This is a genomic window from Nocardia africana NBRC 100379 (assembly GCF_001612635.1).
Classification (GTDB): Bacteria; Actinomycetota; Actinomycetes; order Mycobacteriales; family Mycobacteriaceae; genus Nocardia; species Nocardia africana.
The window spans coordinates 387,414-406,768 of record NZ_BDAV01000006.1 but is presented as its reverse complement, the minus strand read 5'-3'; the positions used below and the strand labels follow the sequence as shown (position 1 = coordinate 406,768).

Below are 19,355 nucleotides of genomic sequence, written 5' to 3'. Positions count from 1 at the left end.
CCGCACCGAAAGGAATTCGACGATGGCAGTATCCGAGAGCGCCCCCGCCGAACACACGCCGATCGCGGTGATCGGCGCCGGAGTCGCCGGAATCGGCCTCGCGGTGTCGTTGCGCGCGGCCGGATTCGAGGACTTCCTGATTCTCGAACGCGCCGGCGATCTGGGCGGCACCTGGCAGGCCAACACCTATCCGGGTTGCGCCTGCGATGTGCCCTCGCACCTCTACTCCTATTCTTTCGCGCCGAATCCCGACTGGTCGCGCACCTACGGACGCCAGCCCGAAATCCTCGGCTATCTGCGCGACGTCGCCGAACGCCACGATGTCGTGCGGCATATGCGCTTCGGCACCGCCGTAGAGCGCGCGCGGTGGGACGAAGGGCGGCGGCGGTGGCTCGTGCGCACCGACCGGGGAGTCCTCAGCGCCGATGTGCTGATCTCGGCGGTGGGCCCGTTCAGCGAGGCGAAAATTCCGAATATGCCGGGGCGCGAGACTTTCCGCGGCACCCAGTTCCACTCGCTGCACTGGAACCACGAGCACGACCTGACCGGCGAGCGTGTCGCCGTGATCGGCACGGGCGCCTCGGCGGTGCAGTTCATCCCCGAGATCGCGCCGAAGGTGCGACGGCTCACGGTCTTCCAGCGCTCGGCCCCGTGGATCGTCTCCCGCCTGGATCGGCCCACGCTCGGCGTGGAGCGCGCACTGTTGCGCCGGCTACCGCTGCTGGGCACCGCGCTCCGGGGCGCCTACTACGCGGGAATCGAGAGTTTCGGCCTGGTCGGATTCGTCGACCGCCGCTTCCGCCATCCGTTCCAGGCATTGTCGCGGATGCAGCTGCGCCGCCAGGTCGGCGATCCTGCCCTGCGGCGGAAACTGACCCCCGACTACATGATCGGCTGCAAGCGCGCGATCTTCTCCGATGCGTACTATCCGGCCCTCACCCGCGACAACGTGGAGGTGGTGACGGAGTCGATCGCCGAAATCCGTCCCGAGTCGATCGTCACCGCCGACGGTGCGGAGTACCCGATCGACACCATCGTCTGGGGCACCGGGTTCGGTGCGATACCGAAACTGTACGAGCGGATCGAGGGCGTCGGCGGACTGACCGTGGCCGACCACTACCGCCGCCGGCCCAGCAGTTATCTGGGTGCGGCGATCGCGGGTTTCCCCAATATGTTCCTGACTCTGGGACCGTTCGGCGCCGCGGGGAACCAGTCCGCGATCTTCATGATCGAATCGCAGATCGCCTATATCGTCGACGCGCTGAAAACCCTGCGCGACAACGCTGTCGACCGTGTCGAGGTCCGAGCCTCGGTGCAGGACCGCTTCCTCGACGAGATGCGGCGGCGTAGTCGCGATACCGTGTGGCTGGGCGGCGGCTGCGACAGCTACTACACCACCGACAAGGGCGAGAACGCCGGGCTGTACCCGAACTGGAGTTTCGAATACCGCCGCCGGGTAGCGAGTTTCGACGCGGACTCCTACCTGCTGTCGCGCCACGCGCCGGAGTCGACCACCGCGGAGATGAGCAGTATCCGATGATCACAGGACCGTTCGATATGGTGCGCACGCTGCTGGCCCCGGTCATCGGCGGGGGCGAGCGATTCGACGTGGCCGACAAGGTCGTGATCATCACCGGCGGCGCCGCCGGCATCGGCTACGAGCTGGCCCGGCGGCTCTACGACCGCGGCGCCTACGTCGCGCTGTTCGATATCGACGCCGAGGCCGTCCGTGCGAGTGCGTCCGCACTGGGCATCCGGGCCGTCGCGATCACCGTCGACGTGGCCGACCGGGAGGGAATGCGGCTGGCCGTCGGACAGGTGCGGGAGAATTTCGGGCGCATCGATGTGGTGGTGGCCAACGCCGGCGTGGTCCCGCGCCCGGCCACCGTGCGGCTGCTCGATCCCGAGGATTTCGACCGGGTGCTGGCGATCAACCTCACCGGCGCCTTCAACACCATCCAGCCCGCGCTCGACGACGTCATCGCCGCGCACGGCCACGTCGTCGTGGTCTCCTCGTGTGCCGCGTTCGCTCCCGGTATGGGCGGTTCGCCGTACATGGTGAGCAAGGCCGGGGTGGAACAACTCGGCCGCGCGCTGCGGGTGGAACTCGGCGGAACGGGCGCCTCCGCCGGAATCGCCTATTTCGGTGTGGTGGAGACGGCGATGACCCACGACACCCTGGACGAGGACGAACTGGGCGCCGAATTCGGCGCGCTGCTGCCCTGGCCGCTGAATCAGCGCATCACCGCCCGGCGGGCCGCCGAGGTGATCGCCGGTGGCATCGAACGCCGGTCCGCGCGCACCGTGGCGCCCGCGGGGTGGGAGCCGTACGCCCTGCTGCGGGGCGCGGTGAACGTGGCCCTCGACCACAAGCTGAGCGTCGACGAGCGGGTGCGTTCGCTGACGCAGCGACTCGAACAGCGCATCCTCGCAGATCGCGAGCGGTAATCCGGGCTCGCAAATCTGAGAGATTTCAAAGGATCGGCACAGATTCCGATCAGGACCGCTCGGCACCATGGATCCCGAGGACCCACTCGGCGAGATGAGGTGTGCGATGGTCGATATCGAGATCACGGGTACGACGGTCACCGTCCATGTTCGTGGCACCCACCGGTTGCTCTCGCTGTGCGAACGGGTGCGCTTCGATCTGTCCCACATCGCCGTCGTCGCGCCCGCCGAGGTGGATCTCCGGCCGCCGTGGATGCGCGCGCCGGGCACCTTCTTCCCGGGCGTGATCGCGGCCGGTGTCTTCCGCGGCAAAGGCCGCAAGGAGTTCTGGGATACCCGCTTCGACGGACGCGGGGTGCGGATCGAGCTGACCGGCACCGAATTCAGCCGGATCGTCGTCGACGTGGAGGATCCGGACGAGGTGCGCCGGATGCTGGCGCGGGCCGCCGCGGCCTGAGCCCCCCACGCCCGGTCGAGTCTCCGCCCCCGGCCTGCGCCGCCGCCGCGCTCCGAGTCTCCGCTCCCGCGGCCTGGGCTCCTGCCGCCGCAGGTCTGAGTGTCCGCTCCGAGGGCTGAACGCCGCCGCAGTCTGGAGTCTCCACCCCGCGGCCTGAGCGCCCCTGCCGCCGCGGTCCGAGTTTCCGCTCTGGGCCCCTGCCGCTGCGGTCTGAAGTCTTCGCCTCGCGGCCTGAGCTCCCGGCGCCGCGGCCCCGAGTCTCCACCCCACGGCTCGAATCTGCACCTGGGGTCCGGATCTCCGCCGCGGCCGAAGCAGTTACCTGCTCGGTCCGAACCAGGTGAAACACGCTGCCGCGCAGCCCATTGCGACACGCCGAATCGGCGTGCCGCGCGCGACACGCCGAATAAGTCTGGCATTGGGGCTAATCCGCAGTTTCGCAGATGGCGGTTCATCGACTATGAATGGCATGTGCCGTTCCCACTTCGTGAACACTTGCCGGCCACCGTATCTCACCGGGCGGTGGTCTAGTTGACCGTCGAACACCCGGGAGAAGATGAGGTCAGGCAGCTCGCGCGACGGGTCGAGAAGGCCCGCGGGCGGCTTGCGTACCAGTTCGATCCCGCGCTGACCGAGGCCCTCTCCGAGAACGAGCTGCAGGCCGAACGTGAACTCGCGGAGAAGATCCGCGAGCAGGAACGCGAACAGCGCTGGAAAAATGTACAGGCGGCGGCTTCGACGTCCGACCGCGCCAGGCAGACCTCCGAAGCGATCGCGAAGGCCGATATGCGAGATCTGTTGATGGCCCGCAAGGCAATTGCGGCGCAGAGACGAGAATCCAGCCCGCACGCGAAGGTGGCGTCGCTGTACCGGCATCGCGCCTGGTCGATGCGCGCTCTCGCGGGTGTGGTCATCGCCGGCATGCTGTGGTCGGCGGTCAACGTGCAGCACAACATCGCGCCCGGTGGCCCCACCGACCCGCTGTACTGGTTCAGCTACCTGCTCGAAGGAATGATCAGCGTCTGCCTGGTCATCATCATGATCGGCACCAACAAGGTCGCCGAATGGGGCATCCTGGAGAGCCGCCGTCAGGTCGCGCTCGCCGAACTGGCCCTGCTGGCGCTGACCGTCGGCCTCAACACCTACCCGTACCTGCGCAGTGGCGACTGGTACAACGTCGGCGTACACGCCGTGGCACCGGTGATGATCGGTGTGGCGCTGCTGGTGCACGACGCGGCCAGCCAGCGCTACGGCCAGGCCATCACCCAGGCCACCGATCAGATCCGCGATCTGCCCGACCCGGCCGAACAGATTCGCCGCAGCATGCCGACCTTCGTCAGCTTCATCCGGCAGGCCGCGCCCGACACCCGTCCGGCCCCGATGGCCGCGCTGCCGGGCGCCGGCGACACCACCACTACTGCCGACGCGCCGGCCGCCGAATCCGCGCGCACGGTGGAGACGGTCGATCCCATTGTCGAACCGGATATCTGGACCCCGAAGAAGTCCTCGAGCCGCCGGTCCGATACCGATGCGGCGGATTCGGTCGCCGACGGCAAGGCGAGCAAGCCCGCGAAATCCGATGCCTCCGACGACGACTCCGATCCGCTGAGTGCCTACGACACCGGCCAGTTCCGCATCGCGGACAGCCTCGAGCAGGAGCTCGAGCAGATGCGTGCCGAGCGGAGGGCGGCCCGCGCCGCGAAGCAGCGCGCGGCCTCCAACGGCTCGATCGTGGACTGATCCAGACTCCGGTACGTCCCCTCGTACCGTCCGCACAACAGCCCGGCGCGATCAGCGCCGGGCTGTTGTCGTCTCCGACCGGCGTGGCTCGGGTCACAATCGGGCGCCTCCGACTACAGTGCCTGCGGTCAGCGCAATCATTGCCGGCGTTTCGGGTTTCGTGTGAAGTTCGAGGAGGCGTGGTTTTGCTCGTCCGTGGTTCCGGGTGCCGATGAGCATCCGCAAGCAGGCACTCGGGTTCGGCGCATTCGCCATCGTCTCGATTCTGGTCACGGTGGTCATCTGGAATACCCTGGCGCGCACCGTGAGCGGCCCGACCGACCGCTATTCGGCGATCTTCAGCGATGTGCTCGGATTGCGGCCCAACGACGACGTGCGGATCGCCGGCGTGCGGGTCGGCAAGGTCACCGCGATCGGCTTCGACGTCAACCCCCAGACCAACAAGCATCTGGCGAAGGTGACCTTCGAGGTGCAGCGCGATCAGCATCTCTACTCCGATACCAAGGCGCTGGTCCGCTATCAGAACCTGATCGGTCAGCGCTACCTCGCGCTGGCGCCCGGTACCGCGCCGGATGCGCACGTGCTCGCGGCCGGTGGGCGAATTCCGCTGGAGCACACCGAGCCGTCCTTCGATATCTCGGCCTTTCTCAACGGCTTTCAGCCGCTGTTCGAGAATCTGCTCCCGGAACAGGTGAACGACCTGTCGACGACGTTGATCCAGGCGCTGCAGGGCGACGGCGTATCACTGTCCGCCTTCATCACCCAGGCCGCCGCATTGGCGTCGGACTTCGAGCGTCGCGACGCGATCCTGAAAGACATCATCACCAACCTGTCCGGCGTGATGTCGGGTCTGGCCCGGCGCAGCGGCGAACTGGAAACCCTGATCACTCAGACCCGGGCGCTGATCAGCGGACTCTACGACCAAGGGCAATCGCTGCTGGCCTCGACGGTCCGGATCGCCACCGCCACGGACAGTCTGGTGGCGATGGTCTCGCAGGTGCAGCCGAAACTGGTTCCGGCGCAGAACTCCACTCGGGACGCGCTGACGCTGCTGATCGACAACGGCGCGAAACTGGATCAGGCCGCGATCGATCTGCCCGGAATCCTGTCCGACGTCGGCAAGTTCACCGCGGACGGCACCTACGCCACCGCCTATCTGTGTTCCCTCGACGTCTCGCTGTACGGAATCCTGTTCCCGCGCGGGCTGTTTTCGCAGATCGGCGGACATTCCCAGTCGGCGGTCTGCCGGCCCTGACCCGAGACGGCAACGGGCCCGGCTCCCGAGGGAGCCGGGCCCGTGTCGTATGCGCTCAGACGCGACTGCGGATCGCCTTGTAGATGAGCAGGATGATCACGGAACCGACGATCGCGCCGAGGAAGGTGTGCTGGACGGGTGGGTGGACACTGAACTTGTGCGGGGCGAAGACCAGACTGCCCAGGGTCCCGCCGACGTAACCGCCGACGATGCCTAGCACGATGGTCAGAATCCAGCCGAAGTTCTCCTTACCGGGAACCAGGAGGCGAGCGATCGCACCGGCGATGAGGCCGATGATGATCATCGTGATGATACCCATGGTGAATCTCCTTGCGGGCAACCTGTAGGGGACCCGACCGTAGCAGGGGAAAGGCCCGGTCCGCAGGCGCATGTTGGCGAAGGGCCGTACCGGCCGATCACAGCTCGGCAGGAGTCTTCTTGGCCACGCTGCGGACTTCGAATGCGTAGATCATCTCCATCACGCCCATGAAGATCAGCCACCAGCCGACGACCAGCGCCAGCACGGTGATCGAGTGGATGGGCCAGACCACCAGTGCGATACCGCCGATCAACAACAGGACGCCGAAGAAGATCGCCCAGCCGCGGCCCGGAACCCCTTGCGGCGCTTCGGCTCCCGCGACCATGGCGGCGATGCCGCGGAAAAGCCAGCTGATGCCGATCCACAGGGCCAGCAGCACCAGCGAGTTGCCGATACTGCGGAAGGCGAAGAAGGCGAGGATGAACGACAGGATGCCGCTGATGAGAGTCAGTACCCGGTAGCCGGTGCTGACGTGCGGGCCGAAGGCGGCGATCAACTGCAGAATCCCGGAGATCAGCAGGTAGACGCCGAACAGGATGCCGGCCACGGCGAGCGTCGGACCGGGCCAGACGAGCACGATAATCCCGACGATCACCGACAGCAGGCCGATGACCAGCAATGATTGCCATGCGCCACGGGCCAATTGGTGCAATGGCCCCACGTATACTCCCTCTTTGCTGGTTGTCATGTGGGCAGGATAAGTCCAGTGAACACGGTAGCGGGCAATTAACCAGTATCGAACGAGTTACGGTGCGTAAGTGACTGGCGCCGGACGGGTGGTACCATATATGGCATGAACAAGACCACCGTGTACCTTCCGGAGGACTTGGAGATGCGTCTCGACGCCGTATCAGCGGCCACCGGCGTCAGTAAGGCGGAGTTGATCCGGACCGCCATCCGGCAACTGCTGGAGACGTCCGGTCTCCCGAAAAAGCGAGCGCTGCCGGTCTTTCGGAGTGGGCGCGTCCGTGATGCGGCCTCCATGGATGACGACATTCACGCCCATATCAAAGAGCGAGCGGCCCGGCGGTGATCATCGTCGCGGATACTTCGGCGCTGTTCGCTGGATTCGATGCAGACCAGCCCGAACAGCCGCGCATCGCCGAAATTTTGGACAGAGAAATCCTGGCGATCTCACCTCTGGTTCTCACCGAGCTGGACCATTTGATCCACCGCGACCTGGACTTTTCCGCCGCGATGCAGGTTGTGGACGCGTTGGCCGATCGCATGACCGAAGGTCAATACCGGTTGGCGGAGTTGAAGCCTGCCGATGTTGTCGCGGCTCAGTCCGTCCGGCAGAAGTACGAGGGTTTGCGGCTCGATTTGGCCGACGCGGTCGGTGTCGTTCTTGCGGACAGGTACAAGACCGATCGGATCCTCACCCTCGACCAGCGGGATTTCCGCGCGATCGAGCCGTTGTCGCCCGGCATGCGGTCCTTCCGGATTCTCCCGTTCGATTTGTGACCCACCGGCGCAGGCTCATCGATCCGCCTTCGAATAGGCAACGGCCGCAACGGATTCACGCCGCCCGTGGCGCGCGACGCCGGTGGTGCCGTGGTGATGGATAGGCTGTGTGCGGGTATCGACACCTGTCCACCGCTGCGCAGAATCGAGGCGTCATGGAACTGAGTCTGCACTACTGGAACTTCTCCACTCCCGCCGATCCGGCTCGCACCGCGGGCGCCATCGCGGAGACCGCGCGGATCGCCGAGGAGGGCGGTTTCACCGAATTCACGGTGATGGATCACTACTTCCAGATGGAACACGCCGGGGTGGCCGAGGAGCCGATGCTCGAGGCCTATACGACCCTGGGGTACGTGGCCGCGCTGACCGAGCGGATGCGCCTGGCGGTACTGGTGACCGGCGTGATGTACCGGTACCCCGGTCTGCTCGCCAAGATCGTCACCACCCTCGATGTGCTGTCGGGCGGGCGGGCGCAGCTCGGCATCGGCGCCTCCTGGTACGAGCGGGAGCAGCGCGGGCTGGGCGTGCCGCTGGTGCCGATGGGGGTGCGCTTCGAACGGCTCGAGGAGACGCTGCAGATCTGCCTGCAGATGTGGAGCGACGACAACGGCCCGTATCGCGGCGCGCACTACCGATTGGACGAAACATTGTGCGTACCCGCGCCGTTGAGCCGTCCGCGGCCGCCGATCCTGATCGGTGGGGGCGGTGAGAAGAAGACGCTGCTGCTGGTCGCCCGCTACGCCGACGCGTGCAATCTGTTCGCCTCCTCGCCCGAGGACGTCACGCACAAACTCGATGTGCTGCGCGCCCATTGCGCGGCCGAGGGGCGCGATTACGACGCGATCCGCAAGACCGCCACCTATCTGGGCCCGGTCGTCGACGATCCCGACGCCTTCGTCGCCGACGCCGAACGCTATGCGGCGCTGGGAATTACGCAATTCGACATCATGCCGGACCGGAATCCGGTCGAATACGCCGAACGTGCGGCGGAGCTGGTGCCGCGTCTGCGCTCACTGTGAGACGGTCACTCCCTCCGTTCACTCCGAAGCGCGGCCGTACTCGCCGAAGGCTGGTTCCAGCAGATCGAAGATCCGCTCGGCCTCGGCGGTGACGGTGGCCGCGACCCGGCGCCGCGAAGCGCCGGACAGCTGCAGCTGCTGGATGCGCTGGAACAGCAGTCGGCAGGCCGCCGCCAAGGGGGCGGCCGCCGCGCGGCGCAGCAGGTCGTCGCCGGGCAGCACCTCGGCCAGGGCCTGTTCGCGCAGCTCGTGCAGTTCGCGCACGCGCGCGGTGAGTGTCGGGCTGTCGGCGAGCATGCGGCTGAACTCCGGGCCGGAGAATCCGACGTCGGCCGCGTAATCCTGTGCCGCGCAACGATACAGGCGGCGTAGCGCGTCGAGTGCCGATTCGTTCGCGGCACGGGCGGCCACCGCCGCGGCGAGCGCGCCGACGAACTGCTCGTGATGGTCGAGCGCCAGATCCTCCTTGCGCGGGAAGTAGTTGGTGACGGTCTTCTTCGCCACCCGCGCCGCCTCCGCGATCTCCGCGATGGTCGTCGCCTCGAATCCGCGCTCGATGAACAGCCTGGTCGCGGTGTCGGAGATCTCCTGACGGGTCTGCTGCTTCTTCGTTTCGCGCAGTCCCGGGGTCGCAGTGGCCATGGCGAAATGTTACCACCGACATAAAAATCGCCTTGACCTATCGAACGGCTGCCTCCTAATCTTACGTCGGTAGTAAGAATTCGAGGTGGTGGCGAAAGTGACCCCCACAGCTGTCGATTCACTCCGAGCATCAGCCCGCGGCCGCGTGCCGCCCAGGTCGAAAGGCGCTGTCAGTGCGCGCAATTCAGTTCACTCCCGCGGCCGATCGCCTCGCCCGCTCCCGGCTCGTGGAAATCGAGCGTCCCGAGCCCGGACCGGGGCAAGTGCTGGTCCGCACCGAATTGACCGGTGTAGGTGTGGGTGTGGTGCGCATGCTGCGGGCCGATGCCGCGGCGAATCCCGGCGGTGAGATGGTCGGGACGGTGGTCGCGGTGGGCCCCGGCGTCGCGGAATCCTGGATCGGTACCCGGGTGGGCGGGGTGGTGTTCGCTTCGTTGTACGCCGAATACGTCTGTGCCGCACCGGCGATGGTGACCGAGATCCCGGCCGGTGTGCCGGCGGCCGACGCCCTGGCCGTGGTCCGTGGCGGCCTGGTCGCGATGGGCGTTGTACGCGCCGCGAAATCCGTTGCGGGCGCCTCGGTGCTGGTCACCGCCGCCGCCTCCGGAGTCGGACATCTGGCGCTGCAGCTGGCCCGGGCCGCGGGAGCGTCCCGGGTGGTCGCCGCGGTGGGCTCGGCCGGCAAATTCGATGTCGTGCGGCAGTGCGGCGCCGATGCCGCGCTGACCTACGACGAATCGTGGCCCGGGCCCTTCGACATCGTGCTCGACGGTGTCGGCGGTGAGCTGGTGCAGCGCGGGGTGGACAGCCTGGGCCCGCACGGCACGCTGGTCGCCTTCAGCGCCGGTGGTGGCGCGGTCGATACCTCCACACTGCTGGGTGAACTCAAAACGGTCACCGGCTTCTCGATGGGACTGCTGTCGCGAACCGAACCCGAACTGATCGAGCAGTACCGGGCGCAGCTGTGGAAGCTGGTGGAGGAGAAGGCGTTACGTCCCCGGGTGGAGGTGCGTGACTGGACCGAGCTGGACACCGTCGTCGATCTGATCGCCACCCGCCGCACTGTGGGGCGGATGGCGATCAGCGCCGGTTCCGGCGTGTGACGAGGGCGCTCGCGCTCACAACACCGCTTGCGTCTGGGTGACCTTGCCGACGAGTTTGCCTGCGTCGTCGTGGATTTCGGTCTCCACCACGATGAAGCTGCGTCCCGCGTGCAACGGCGTCGACGAGGCCACCGCGTAGCCGGACTTGATCGCCCGCAGGAAATTCGTCTTCGACTCCACCGTCGTGGTGCCCTGTTTGCCCTCCGGCAGATTCAGGTACGCGCACACCGCGCCGGTGGCGTCGGCCAGCGACATCAGCACTCCGCCGTGCAGGACGCCGCCGAGGGTGCACAGGCTCTCGTCCCAGGCGAGCCGGCTGCGCACCAGCTTGGGTCCGTGCTCGAGGACCTCGACGCCGAGCTTTTCGGTGAACGGCATGGTGCTGTGGAACAGCCGGGTTCCTTCGGTATCGATCATGATGTCGAGCTTGCCCGCACGCGTGCGCGAGGTCCATTACCTTCGGGGTAACGATCGCGGGCGGGCCGCATCGGCCACCAGTTCATCGGGCCCATCAACCGAACCAGCGCCGGCACCAGCAGCATCCGCACCAGCGTGGCGTCGATGACCAGCGCCAGGATCATGCCGAGGCCGAGAAATCGCATCGGCGTCAACGGGGACAGGGTGAAGGCGCCGGTGATGATCACCAGCAGCGTTGCGGCGGCGGTGATCACGCGGGCGGTGCGGACCGTGCCGGTGCGGACCGCGGTCACGGTGTCGCCACCGGCGTGACGGGCCTCGACCATGCGCGAGAGCAGAAAGACCTCGTAGTCGGTCGAGAGCCCGAAGACGACGGCGATGATCAGCACCATCATTCCCGCCGAGAGTGGTCCCACGCTCACCTGCAGCAGGCCGGCGAGATGGCCCCGGCAGAAGATCCAGGTCAGGATGCCGAAGGTTGCGGCCAGGCTGAGGAAGGCCAGCAGTACCGCTTTCACCGGCAGCACCGCCGAGCGGAACGCCGCGCCGAGCAGGATCAGCGTGGCGAGCACCATCACCGCGATCATCAGCGGCATCCGGGAGGCGATGGCCGCGACGCTGTCCACGGTGGCCGCGGTCTCGCCGCCGACCTGGATGTCGACGCCGGTGGGTGGCTCGAGATTCCGGATCCGCGTGACGGTGTCGGTGGCGGCGGGGGAGCGGTCCGGATCGTCGAAGGCCGCGTGCAGCACGACCGCGTCGTCCACCGTGGCGAGTCGCTGCACGTCGTGTACACCCGGAACCGCGCCCAGCGCACGGATCGCGGCGGCGGTGGGCCGGGAGTCGGGTGGGGCGCCGTCACCGCGCAGCAGGACGGTCGCGCCACTGCCGGCCTCCGGGAAACGCGCGGCGAGTTCGTCGACACCGGCGCGCACGGCATTGCCCGCCGGGAGGGCCGTGTGGTCGACATCGCCCAGCCGCACGCTCAGCACCGGGGTGGCGAGCACGAGCAGCAGTCCGCCGACCGTGACGGCCACGAGACCGGGCCGGCGCATCACCGCGTCCACCACCCGGCCCCACCACCGCTCGGCGCGCCGCTGTCCGCGGTCGAAGGCGTCGCGCCGCCAGCTCCAGGCGCCGACGCGATGACCCAGCAGGGCGAGTGCGGCGGGCAGGACGGTCAGCGACAGTCCGGCGGCCAGCAGCACCGCCGCGATGGCCCCGAAGCCCAGCGATCGCAGTACCGCCTGCGGGAAGACGAACGTTCCGGCGAAGGCACAGGCCAGCAACAGCGCCGAGAATCCGACGGTGCGACCGGCGGTGGCCAGGGTGCGGATCACCGCATCGGACACCGCGGCGCCCGCGGCGAGTTCCTCCCGGAACCGGGTGACCACGAACAGTCCGTAGTCGATGGCCAGGCCGAGTCCCAGTAGCGAGGCGACGTTCACGGCGAAGACACTCACCTCGGTGACGTGCGCGATTACTCCGACCGCGCCCAGTGAGCCCACGACGGTGAGCACACCCACCAGCAGCGGCAGGCCGGCGGCGACGACCCCGCCGAACACCAGGACGAGGATGGCCGCGGTGACCGGCAGCGAGACGGATTCGGCGAGCACCAGATCGTGCCGGGACTGCCGGTCGATCTCGTCGGCCAGGGCGCTGTAGCCGGTGAAGCGGACCGAGACGCCGGGAATGTCCAGTGCCGCGGCGATGTCGTGGTAGGCCGCGATGCGCTGATTGTCGTCGCCGGCGGCGAACACCACGGCCAGCCCCTGCCGGCCGTCCGCCGACCGCAGGAAACCCTGTCGCGGTGGGGCATTGTTCCAATAGGTCTGCACCGGCTGGTCCAGCAGCGCCGGATCGATGTGGTCGACCGCCTGCTGGACGCGCGGGCCGAGTGCGGTGAGGTCCTGTCCTTCCGGTGCGGTGAAGATCGCGATCACATCGGGGTTCTGGCGGCCCAGCTGCGCGGTGACCACCCGGTCGACGAGCGCGGATTCGCTTCCGGGATCGGCGAATCCGGCCGCGCTCACGCGCTGCTGGACGTCGGCGCCGAACAGCCCGCACACGATCGCGAACCCGATCGCCGCGAGCAGTACCAGTTTCGGTCGGGTACCGACCAGCCGCGCCCAGCGCGTCATGCGAGGGCCGGATCCCGCTGCGGCAGTTCGCTTTCCAGGCTGGCTGCGATGCGGTCCAACAGTGCCTCGAGCCTATCCTCGATGCCGCGGCCGTTGCGTGCGGAGACCGTCAATTCGGTGCGGCCGCCCGCCTCGACCATCGCGAACAGCAGCGGCATCGCGACGCTGTGCTGGGGCAGCACGCGCACCGATGTGGGGGACCAGCCGGGCACCGCAAGTTCGCCGAGCTCGAAGCGGCCCATGTGCGAGACCGTCGCCGAGGCGAGGTTGCGCCCGAAGCGGGCGCCGAGCGCGTTGGTGGTGCGCAGAATGGTGCGGCCGACGGCGTGCGGTGCGTTGGCGATCGTGCTAGCGGCCATTTGGTTGAGTTCCGTACGGTCCCGCAGACCCGCCCGCATGTGTTCGCGCACCTGCCGCCAATCCCGGCCGGGGCGGATGTCGAGGAACAGCGGCAACGCCAGATTCGCCGTCGACCGCAACTGTGCGTCGTGGCGGCGCAGATCGACCGGCACCATGATCCGCTGCGTGCTGCCCGCGGCGTCGGCCAGCAGCGCCGACACCCGTGCCACCGCACCGGGACCGGTGGCCGCGATGGTGCGATGCCGCAGCAGATGCCGGGAGTTGCCCACCTCCTGACGGCCGTGGCCGACCGCCGAGCGGAATCGGGGAATCATGGCGGTGGGACGGCCCGGTGCGCCGAGGCGCCGCACCAGTTCGCGGTCGGCGACCGGGTCGCGAAGTTCTTCCGGCTGCTCACCGCGCAGCGCGGCGAGGACGTTGCGAGCCCACAGCACCATGCCCATCCCGTCCATGACACCGTGGAACACCCGGAAGATCACGGTGACCGGATCACCGGTCAGCAGCAGCACCTCACAGGTGCTCTCGGGAGTGGGGCCGATGGGCGAAGCGAGTACCGGATCGGCCTCGAGACGGCCGTAGTTCACGACGTGACCGGGAACCTCGCGCACGGCGGGGGGTACGCCGGTGTCCACCCAGTACGCGCCGTCGCGTCGCAGCCGGGCCCCTGGGCAGGCGGCGGCCGCGACCGCGACCGCCCGGCGCAGCCGTTCCGCATCCAGGGTTCCGGTTCCCGGAATCGCCAGTTGCATCAGAAACGGCGGGGCCATGTCGCGCATGGGAAAGTACATCCGCTCGGTGGGCGAGATCCGCCGCCGGAAGACGGTACTCATGATCGGCTCCTGACTCTGCGTTACCGCAGATCGCGGGTGAGTTGCTCGATGCCGCCCTCGGATTCGAGCCAGGACAGGAATCGGGCCAGGCCCTGGTCGCGGTCGATGATCGGCGCGTAACCGAAATCGCGTGCCGCCGCGCCGGTGTCGTAGGTCGCGGTGCGGGTCAGCAACGCCACCACGTAGCGCGACAGCGGTGGCGACCAGCGCCGTGCGATCGCCGGTATGCGCCAGACGGTGTCGATCACCGACACGGCTGCCGCCAGCACGCGCGGATCGGGGCGGCGGCTGGGGGCCGGGTAGCCGAGACCGCTCGCCACCTCGGCGAGAAAGGCCCAGACGTCGGTCTTCTCCGCGTCGGCGACGAAATACGCCTTGCCGCCGACCCGATCGGAGCCGGCGGCGCCGAGGCAGGCGTGCACGATGTTGTCCACATGGCACAGCGACGCCTGGACCGAGCGGCCGAACGACAGATCGGGCAGGCGCCCCTGTGCGGTCCGGCCGAGCAGGCGCACGATCGGGCCGGAGCGGTCGCCGGCTCCCCAGATCGCGCGCGGCCGTAACGCGCAGGTGGTGAAACCCGGAGTGTCGGCGGCCAGTACGGCACGCTCGGCGGCGGCCTTGGTCTCGGAGTACAGGTTCAGATAGTGGCGCGGATACGGCACCGATTCGTCGATGTCGATCTGATCGCCGCCGTCGCGATCCATCAGGGCGCTCGGGCTGGAGATGAACACGAAACGCGTGGCTCCGGCGGCGCGGGCGCCGCGCAGCAGAACTTCGGTGGCGCGCAGGTTCTCGGCGCGAAACTGTGCGCGGGTGCCGCGCTCGTCGACCCGGGCGGCACTGTGGAACACGACATCGACTCCCGCGCAGGCGCTTTCTAGAGACGCCTCGTCGGTGAGGTCGCCGTAGGCGATCCGCACACCGTCGAGATCGGGCAGATCGCCGAGATCGCTGGTGCGCCGCGCGAGCACGGTCACCTCGTGGCCGCCCTCACGGACCAGGCGCCGGACCAGCGCGCCGCCGAGGAATCCGGATGCGCCCGTGACGAGTGCCTTCATCGCGTCTCCTCGAAAGTGCCAGTGCCACGAATGGTTTCGGTGCGCCACCAGGTGAGCCCGAACAGCTGCGTCATGACCGCGGTGTACACGCGGGACCGGCCGTTGCCTCGCCCGGCGCGCACGGCGACCGGAATCTGGGCGGCGTGTACCCCGATGCTCAGCACCGCGTCGATCCACCACAGCGCGCGTAGCCAGCGACGGCCGGAGTCCCGGACCGCCGGACCGGCCAGCAGAAACCACCACCCGGCAATCGGAACAGCGCGCAGCGCAACAACTTTCACATTCATCGAGCCGCCTTCGCGCTCTGCCGGGCCGCCCACACCGCGAGCTGTTCGCGCCCGATCTTGGCGTTGTGCCGGATATCGACGGGAAATCCCGGATGGAACAGGAACTCCGAGATCTTCGTGGTGAGCTCGAATTCCGCGCCCCGCGCGCGCAGCACGGCGGCCACGTCGTCGCGATCGGCATCCGGGCGTAGTTCCACGCACAGCACGGGACGTTGTGCTCCGGCCGGGCCCACCCCGACCAATGCCGTGCGCGCCACACCGGCGACGGCATTGAAGATCTGCTCGACCTGCACCGTGAACATCGGCCCGTCGGCGGTGCGGACCCGCTGGGATTTGCGCCCGCAGAACCAGATTCGCTGCTCATCGTCGATCCACGCGAGGTCGCCGGTGCGGTGCCAGACGGTCTCGCCGTCGACGATCTTGCCCGTCGCGTTCGCCGCGGCGGGCCAGTAGTAGCGAGTGCTCACATTCGGCCCGGCCACCACCAGTTCGCCGATGCCGCGGGTGGCCGCCAATTCCCCCTCCCGGGCCTGGGCGTCGGCCCAGGTGGGCAGCGGGTCGTCGGTGATCGCCACGACTCGCGCCCGCACCCGGTCGGCCGGTCGGCCGAGGCAGGTGCCGGCGCCGGCGCGGGCGCGTTCGGACGGGCCGGCCAGGAGCTCGCGCGATTCGATCGTCGACATCGGCAGCGCCTCGGTCGACCCGTATCCGGCGTAGACCAGCACATCCTCGTCGAGCACCGCGCGCAGGCCGGCGATACACCAATCCGGGACCGGCGCGCCACCGGAATAGATACTGCGCAGCGTCGGCAGCCGGATGCCGGTCTGCTCGAGGTGGCGCAGCAGCGGAATCAGCACCGCGGGGGAGGCGAACATGGTGTGTACGCCGAACCGGCCGATGGCGTCGGCCACCTGCGCCGGATCGGTCGAACCCACCTTGCTGGGGATCAGCGGCGGCAGCACGCACTGCGAACCGAGCAGCAGATCCAGAATGCCGACCAGCGGCAACGTGATCAGCGAGGTTTGCGGCGGCACATGCCCGCGTGCCGCGTGCACCTGCTCGACCATGGCCGACAGATTGCCGTGGGTCATCTCCACGGCCTTGGCCGGTCCGGTGCTGCCGGTGGTGAACGCGATCATCAGCAGGTCGTCGTCGGGCGCCGGAGTGCGGTCCGGCGCAGTGCCGGAGGGGTGACGACCCCAGCTGTCGAAGGTCGCGCCACCCCAGAACCAGCGCCGCCCGACCGTGACCGCGACCCGCACTCCCCGGAAGTAGCGGCGGAACAGCACCCGCGCCGCATGCGCCTGCGGAATGCCGATGAACGCCTCGGCGTCGGCCGCCTGCAGGCATCGCAGCATCCGGCGCAACCCCATACCCGGATCGATGACCACCGGCACCGCCCCGATCTTCAACAGCCCCAGCATGATCGCGTAGAGCTCCGGCCCCGGCAGTACCAGCACGATGGTGCGGGTTCCGCTGCCCACGCCCGCGGCGGTGAGCCGCTCACCGACCGTGTCGGACCAGCGATCCAGGTCGGCGTAGCTCAGCCGCCGGTAGTGCGGCGTGCCCGCGTGTCCGGCATCGGCGAAGTACACCGCGGTGCGGTCCGGTTCGGCGGCCGCGACCACGCGGAACCGGTCGACCGCCCGCCAGTAGGTACCGCTCACGCCGCCGCACCCGCGGCGACCGGCAGGCGGTACACCGCGGCCGCCGCGGCCGGACCCGCGCCCGCCGCCACGAACAGCACGGTGCCGAAGCCGATGAGCGAATCCTCCTCCACCGCACGGTGATAGGCCAGCGGCAGCGAGGCGGTGTGCGGATCGCCGGCGGACAGGTCCGGGGTGCGGACCGCCCCGATACCGAGGGTCTCGGCCAGCAGTTGCGGGAACTTCGGCGTCGGTGTGGACGCGATGAGAACCGTTGCGTCGGGATCGATGTCGTCGGCGTCCAGGGCGCGGCGGCCGGCCTCGGCCGCGACCTCCAGCAGCCGATCCTCGAATCCGGGTTCGCGTTCCACCGTCATCAGTCCGCGTCCGGCCGTGCCCATCGTGGTGACGTCGACGTACGACCGCACCGCGGGGGAACCCGAACCGGCGACGGTGTGCACGCGGCCGAAGCCGACCGGCTCGTCGGTGTGCGCGAGCAGCAGCGCGGCACCGGCGGTGGCATAGGGGAATTCGTCGTCGGCCGCCGACCGGGCCAGCGACGGATGGGTGTCCCCGGAGACGATCAGGACGTGTCCCGAACCGGCGGTCTCGAGAATCGATTGGGCGACCTGAACCGCGTTGAGCACACCGGTGGCGCCGTTCATCAGGTCGAAGGAGAACGAGCGCGGATCGCCGAACCGGTAGTCCAGTCCGATTCCCGCCTCCTTCTGGATCAGCGCCGACACCGCCGGTTCCACGGTGTTGGAGTCGCGGAAGATTCCCGCGTTGATGAGCACGCCGACCTGCTCCGGCGCCACCCCGGCGCGTTCGAGGCTGCGGCGCGCGGCCCGGCCACTGTGCTCGACGATGCTGAACGTGTCGCCCTCGCGACTGATTCCGGTGGATGTGATGGCAACGCCCATGACCAGTACCTCAGACCTTCAGAGACGAAATCGTGGTGGACAGGAAGCCGCCGACCACCCCGGAGGCGGCCGGAACCATCAGCAATTTCGAGCCGGCCGGAATCTCGCCGCGGCTCAGATGGTCGTGCAGCACGATGAAATGCGAAGTGCTGGAGGTATTTCCGTATTCGGTCAGCACATTGAGGTCGGGCGGCATCGGGGCGCCGAATTCCCGTTCGGCGATGGCGTTCATGTACGGGATCGCCGCCGCGCCGAACTGGTGGTGGATCACGAAGTCGAAGTTCTCCTCGGCGAACGTGGTGCCACGCTTCTCGTAGAACATGCGCTGGGTGTCGGTCCACAGCAGAAACCGCGCCTCGTTGTGCATCTTGCGGTTGTCGGTGTAGAGCGCCACACCCTGGGTCTTGTCGCTGGGCATGCCCAGGCACAGGTGGGAGAACTCCGAGGCCGTGACCAGTTCGATGTAGTCGATACGGTCGGCCTCGTCGACGGAACGGTCGAGCACCACCGCGGCCGCGGAATCACCCACGGTGAGCGACGCGAATTGCAGATCGTAGGTGTCGGAAATTTCGCGCACCGCGGTATCGGCGATCGGAGTAATCGCCTCACCGCTCACCACGATGCCGTTGCGCACCATTCCGGATCGAATCATGCGATCGAGAATGTAGGTTCCGCTGAGCATTCCGGCGCAGGCATTCGAAAGGTCGAAGGTAATTGCGTTCTGTGCGCCGATCCGTTGGGCCAGAGCCGAGGCGAACGAGGGCTCCATGTATATTTTGTCGGCATCTTTGCTCCGGGTGATGGAGGTGGAGATGATCACCTCGATCTCGGAGCCGGAATACTGTGACCTCGATAAACACTCGTCGAGAGCCGTGCAGGCCAGCACGAAGGAGTCCTCGTAGGATTCCGGGCGAGTGTCGTGAACGCGGCGTTCGCGCACGCCTGTGATTTTTTCGAGATCGAAGGCGGGCGGGACGGCGAGGCGCGATATCAATTCCTCCGTGGTGACCCGTTTTTCGGGTAGATATGCGCCGATCGCTTCGAAACGAGAATGCGGCACGCCGCCTCCTGAATTGGCATGACGAATGCTTGCGGAATTTGTTCGGGACGTGATGCTACCCGAGAGTAACTAGCGCATTCTCGAGCCGCATCTCGGCGCTTCGGCCGGCCAGGGGTGGAGGCGTTGTATTTGTGACATCGAGTCGCGGCAAGTGGTAACTATCCGGCAATCGGCGAATAGCCT

Annotated in this window: 20 protein-coding genes; 9 read left to right on the top strand and 11 right to left on the bottom strand. The window is 67.9% G+C overall.

The genetic code is table 11. From position 1 onward, the window contains the following. The first annotated feature begins 22 nt into the window (after positions 1-22). The 5 genes from NA3_RS10070 (at position 23) to NA3_RS10050 (ending at position 5,900) form a co-directional block, all read left to right on the top strand. Positions 23-1,540, top strand: coding sequence for a flavin-containing monooxygenase (locus NA3_RS10070; protein ID WP_062963275.1), 1,518 nt, complete (start codon positions 23-25; stop codon positions 1,538-1,540). After that, positions 1,537-2,448 (top strand): short-chain dehydrogenase/reductase, encoded by a 912-nt coding sequence (locus NA3_RS10065; RefSeq protein WP_084491417.1) that lies wholly within the window; start codon positions 1,537-1,539, stop codon positions 2,446-2,448. The genes NA3_RS10070 and NA3_RS10065 overlap by 4 nt, the downstream gene beginning before the upstream one ends. A 106-nt stretch (positions 2,449-2,554) precedes the next feature. Then, positions 2,555-2,905: a hypothetical protein gene (locus NA3_RS10060; protein WP_062963585.1), complete on the top strand. Its 351-nt coding sequence runs from the start codon at positions 2,555-2,557 to the stop codon at positions 2,903-2,905. A 531-nt stretch (positions 2,906-3,436) separates the two neighbouring features. Continuing rightward, positions 3,437-4,645: a hypothetical protein gene (locus NA3_RS10055; protein WP_062963274.1), complete on the top strand. Its 1,209-nt coding sequence runs from the start codon at positions 3,437-3,439 to the stop codon at positions 4,643-4,645. A gap of 211 nt (positions 4,646-4,856) precedes the next feature. Then, complete coding sequence (locus tag NA3_RS10050) at positions 4,857-5,900, top strand: MCE family protein (RefSeq protein WP_062963584.1); 1,044 nt, start codon at positions 4,857-4,859, stop codon at positions 5,898-5,900. A 55-nt stretch (positions 5,901-5,955) separates the two neighbouring features. On the opposite strand, the gene NA3_RS10045 is transcribed toward NA3_RS10050, so the two are convergent. After that, positions 5,956-6,219, bottom strand: a complete 264-nt coding sequence (locus tag NA3_RS10045) for a GlsB/YeaQ/YmgE family stress response membrane protein (protein ID WP_062963273.1) — start codon at positions 6,217-6,219, stop codon at positions 5,956-5,958. Positions 6,220-6,316: 97 nt separating this feature from the next. Then, the gene (locus tag NA3_RS10040; RefSeq protein WP_062963272.1) at positions 6,317-6,907 is read right to left on the bottom strand and encodes an HdeD family acid-resistance protein; all 591 of its coding nucleotides are present in this window, start codon (positions 6,905-6,907) and stop codon (positions 6,317-6,319) included. 105 nt (positions 6,908-7,012) lie between these two features. Here NA3_RS10040 and NA3_RS10035 point away from each other — a divergent pair, with 105 nt between their 5' ends. The 3 genes from NA3_RS10035 to NA3_RS10025 all read left to right on the top strand — a co-directional run bounded on the left by NA3_RS10035 (position 7,013) and on the right by NA3_RS10025 (position 8,702). Then, positions 7,013-7,252 carry a ribbon-helix-helix domain-containing protein gene (locus NA3_RS10035; RefSeq protein WP_084491416.1) on the top strand — a complete coding sequence of 80 codons (240 nt, stop codon included), beginning with the start codon at positions 7,013-7,015 and terminating at the stop codon, positions 7,250-7,252. After that, the gene (locus tag NA3_RS10030) at positions 7,249-7,683 is read left to right on the top strand and encodes a PIN domain-containing protein (protein ID WP_062963271.1); all 435 of its coding nucleotides are present in this window, start codon (positions 7,249-7,251) and stop codon (positions 7,681-7,683) included. The genes NA3_RS10035 and NA3_RS10030 overlap by 4 nt, the downstream gene beginning before the upstream one ends. 155 nt (positions 7,684-7,838) lie before the next feature. Then, positions 7,839-8,702, top strand: a complete 864-nt coding sequence (locus tag NA3_RS10025; RefSeq protein ID WP_062963270.1) for an LLM class F420-dependent oxidoreductase — start codon at positions 7,839-7,841, stop codon at positions 8,700-8,702. An 18-nt stretch (positions 8,703-8,720) separates the two neighbouring features. Here the strand turns inward: NA3_RS10025 and NA3_RS10020 are convergent, their stop codons facing one another. After that, positions 8,721-9,344, bottom strand: a complete 624-nt coding sequence (locus tag NA3_RS10020) for a TetR/AcrR family transcriptional regulator (RefSeq protein WP_062963269.1) — start codon at positions 9,342-9,344, stop codon at positions 8,721-8,723. A 173-nt stretch (positions 9,345-9,517) separates the two neighbouring features. Here NA3_RS10020 and NA3_RS10015 point away from each other — a divergent pair, with 173 nt between their 5' ends. After that, on the top strand, positions 9,518-10,447 hold the full coding sequence (locus tag NA3_RS10015) for a quinone oxidoreductase family protein (RefSeq protein WP_062963268.1): 930 nt from the start codon (positions 9,518-9,520) through the stop codon (positions 10,445-10,447). Between the two features lie 15 nt (positions 10,448-10,462). Here the strand turns inward: NA3_RS10015 and NA3_RS10010 are convergent, their stop codons facing one another. Genes NA3_RS10010 through NA3_RS09975 form a run of 8 tightly spaced genes read right to left on the bottom strand, consistent with a single transcriptional unit; the run spans position 10,463 to position 19,172 of the window. Then, positions 10,463-10,864 carry a PaaI family thioesterase gene (locus NA3_RS10010; protein WP_062963267.1) on the bottom strand — a complete coding sequence of 134 codons (402 nt, stop codon included), beginning with the start codon at positions 10,862-10,864 and terminating at the stop codon, positions 10,463-10,465. Next, positions 10,861-13,005: an MMPL family transporter gene (locus NA3_RS10005; protein WP_063917402.1), complete on the bottom strand. Its 2,145-nt coding sequence runs from the start codon at positions 13,003-13,005 to the stop codon at positions 10,861-10,863. The genes NA3_RS10010 and NA3_RS10005 overlap by 4 nt, the downstream gene beginning before the upstream one ends. Next, positions 13,002-14,195 carry a hypothetical protein gene (locus tag NA3_RS10000; protein ID WP_062963266.1) on the bottom strand — a complete coding sequence of 398 codons (1,194 nt, stop codon included), beginning with the start codon at positions 14,193-14,195 and terminating at the stop codon, positions 13,002-13,004. The genes NA3_RS10005 and NA3_RS10000 overlap by 4 nt, the downstream gene beginning before the upstream one ends. Positions 14,196-14,215: 20 nt before the next feature. After that, complete coding sequence (locus NA3_RS09995; protein WP_062963265.1) at positions 14,216-15,256, bottom strand: NAD-dependent epimerase/dehydratase family protein; 1,041 nt, start codon at positions 15,254-15,256, stop codon at positions 14,216-14,218. After that, the gene (locus NA3_RS09990; RefSeq protein ID WP_062963582.1) at positions 15,253-15,543 is read right to left on the bottom strand and encodes a hypothetical protein; all 291 of its coding nucleotides are present in this window, start codon (positions 15,541-15,543) and stop codon (positions 15,253-15,255) included. Before NA3_RS09990 ends, NA3_RS09995 begins: the two co-directional genes overlap by 4 nt. Beyond that, on the bottom strand, positions 15,540-17,210 hold the full coding sequence (locus NA3_RS09985; RefSeq protein ID WP_062963264.1) for a fatty acid CoA ligase family protein: 1,671 nt from the start codon (positions 17,208-17,210) through the stop codon (positions 15,540-15,542). Before NA3_RS09985 ends, NA3_RS09990 begins: the two co-directional genes overlap by 4 nt. Further along, a complete protein-coding gene (locus tag NA3_RS09980) occupies positions 17,207-18,112 on the bottom strand; it encodes a beta-ketoacyl-[acyl-carrier-protein] synthase family protein (RefSeq protein ID WP_062963263.1) in 906 nt (301 codons plus the stop codon). The genes NA3_RS09985 and NA3_RS09980 overlap by 4 nt, the downstream gene beginning before the upstream one ends. A 10-nt stretch (positions 18,113-18,122) precedes the next feature. Further along, a complete protein-coding gene (locus NA3_RS09975) occupies positions 18,123-19,172 on the bottom strand; it encodes a 3-oxoacyl-ACP synthase III family protein (protein WP_062963262.1) in 1,050 nt (349 codons plus the stop codon). Positions 19,173-19,355: the final 183 nt, after the last annotated feature.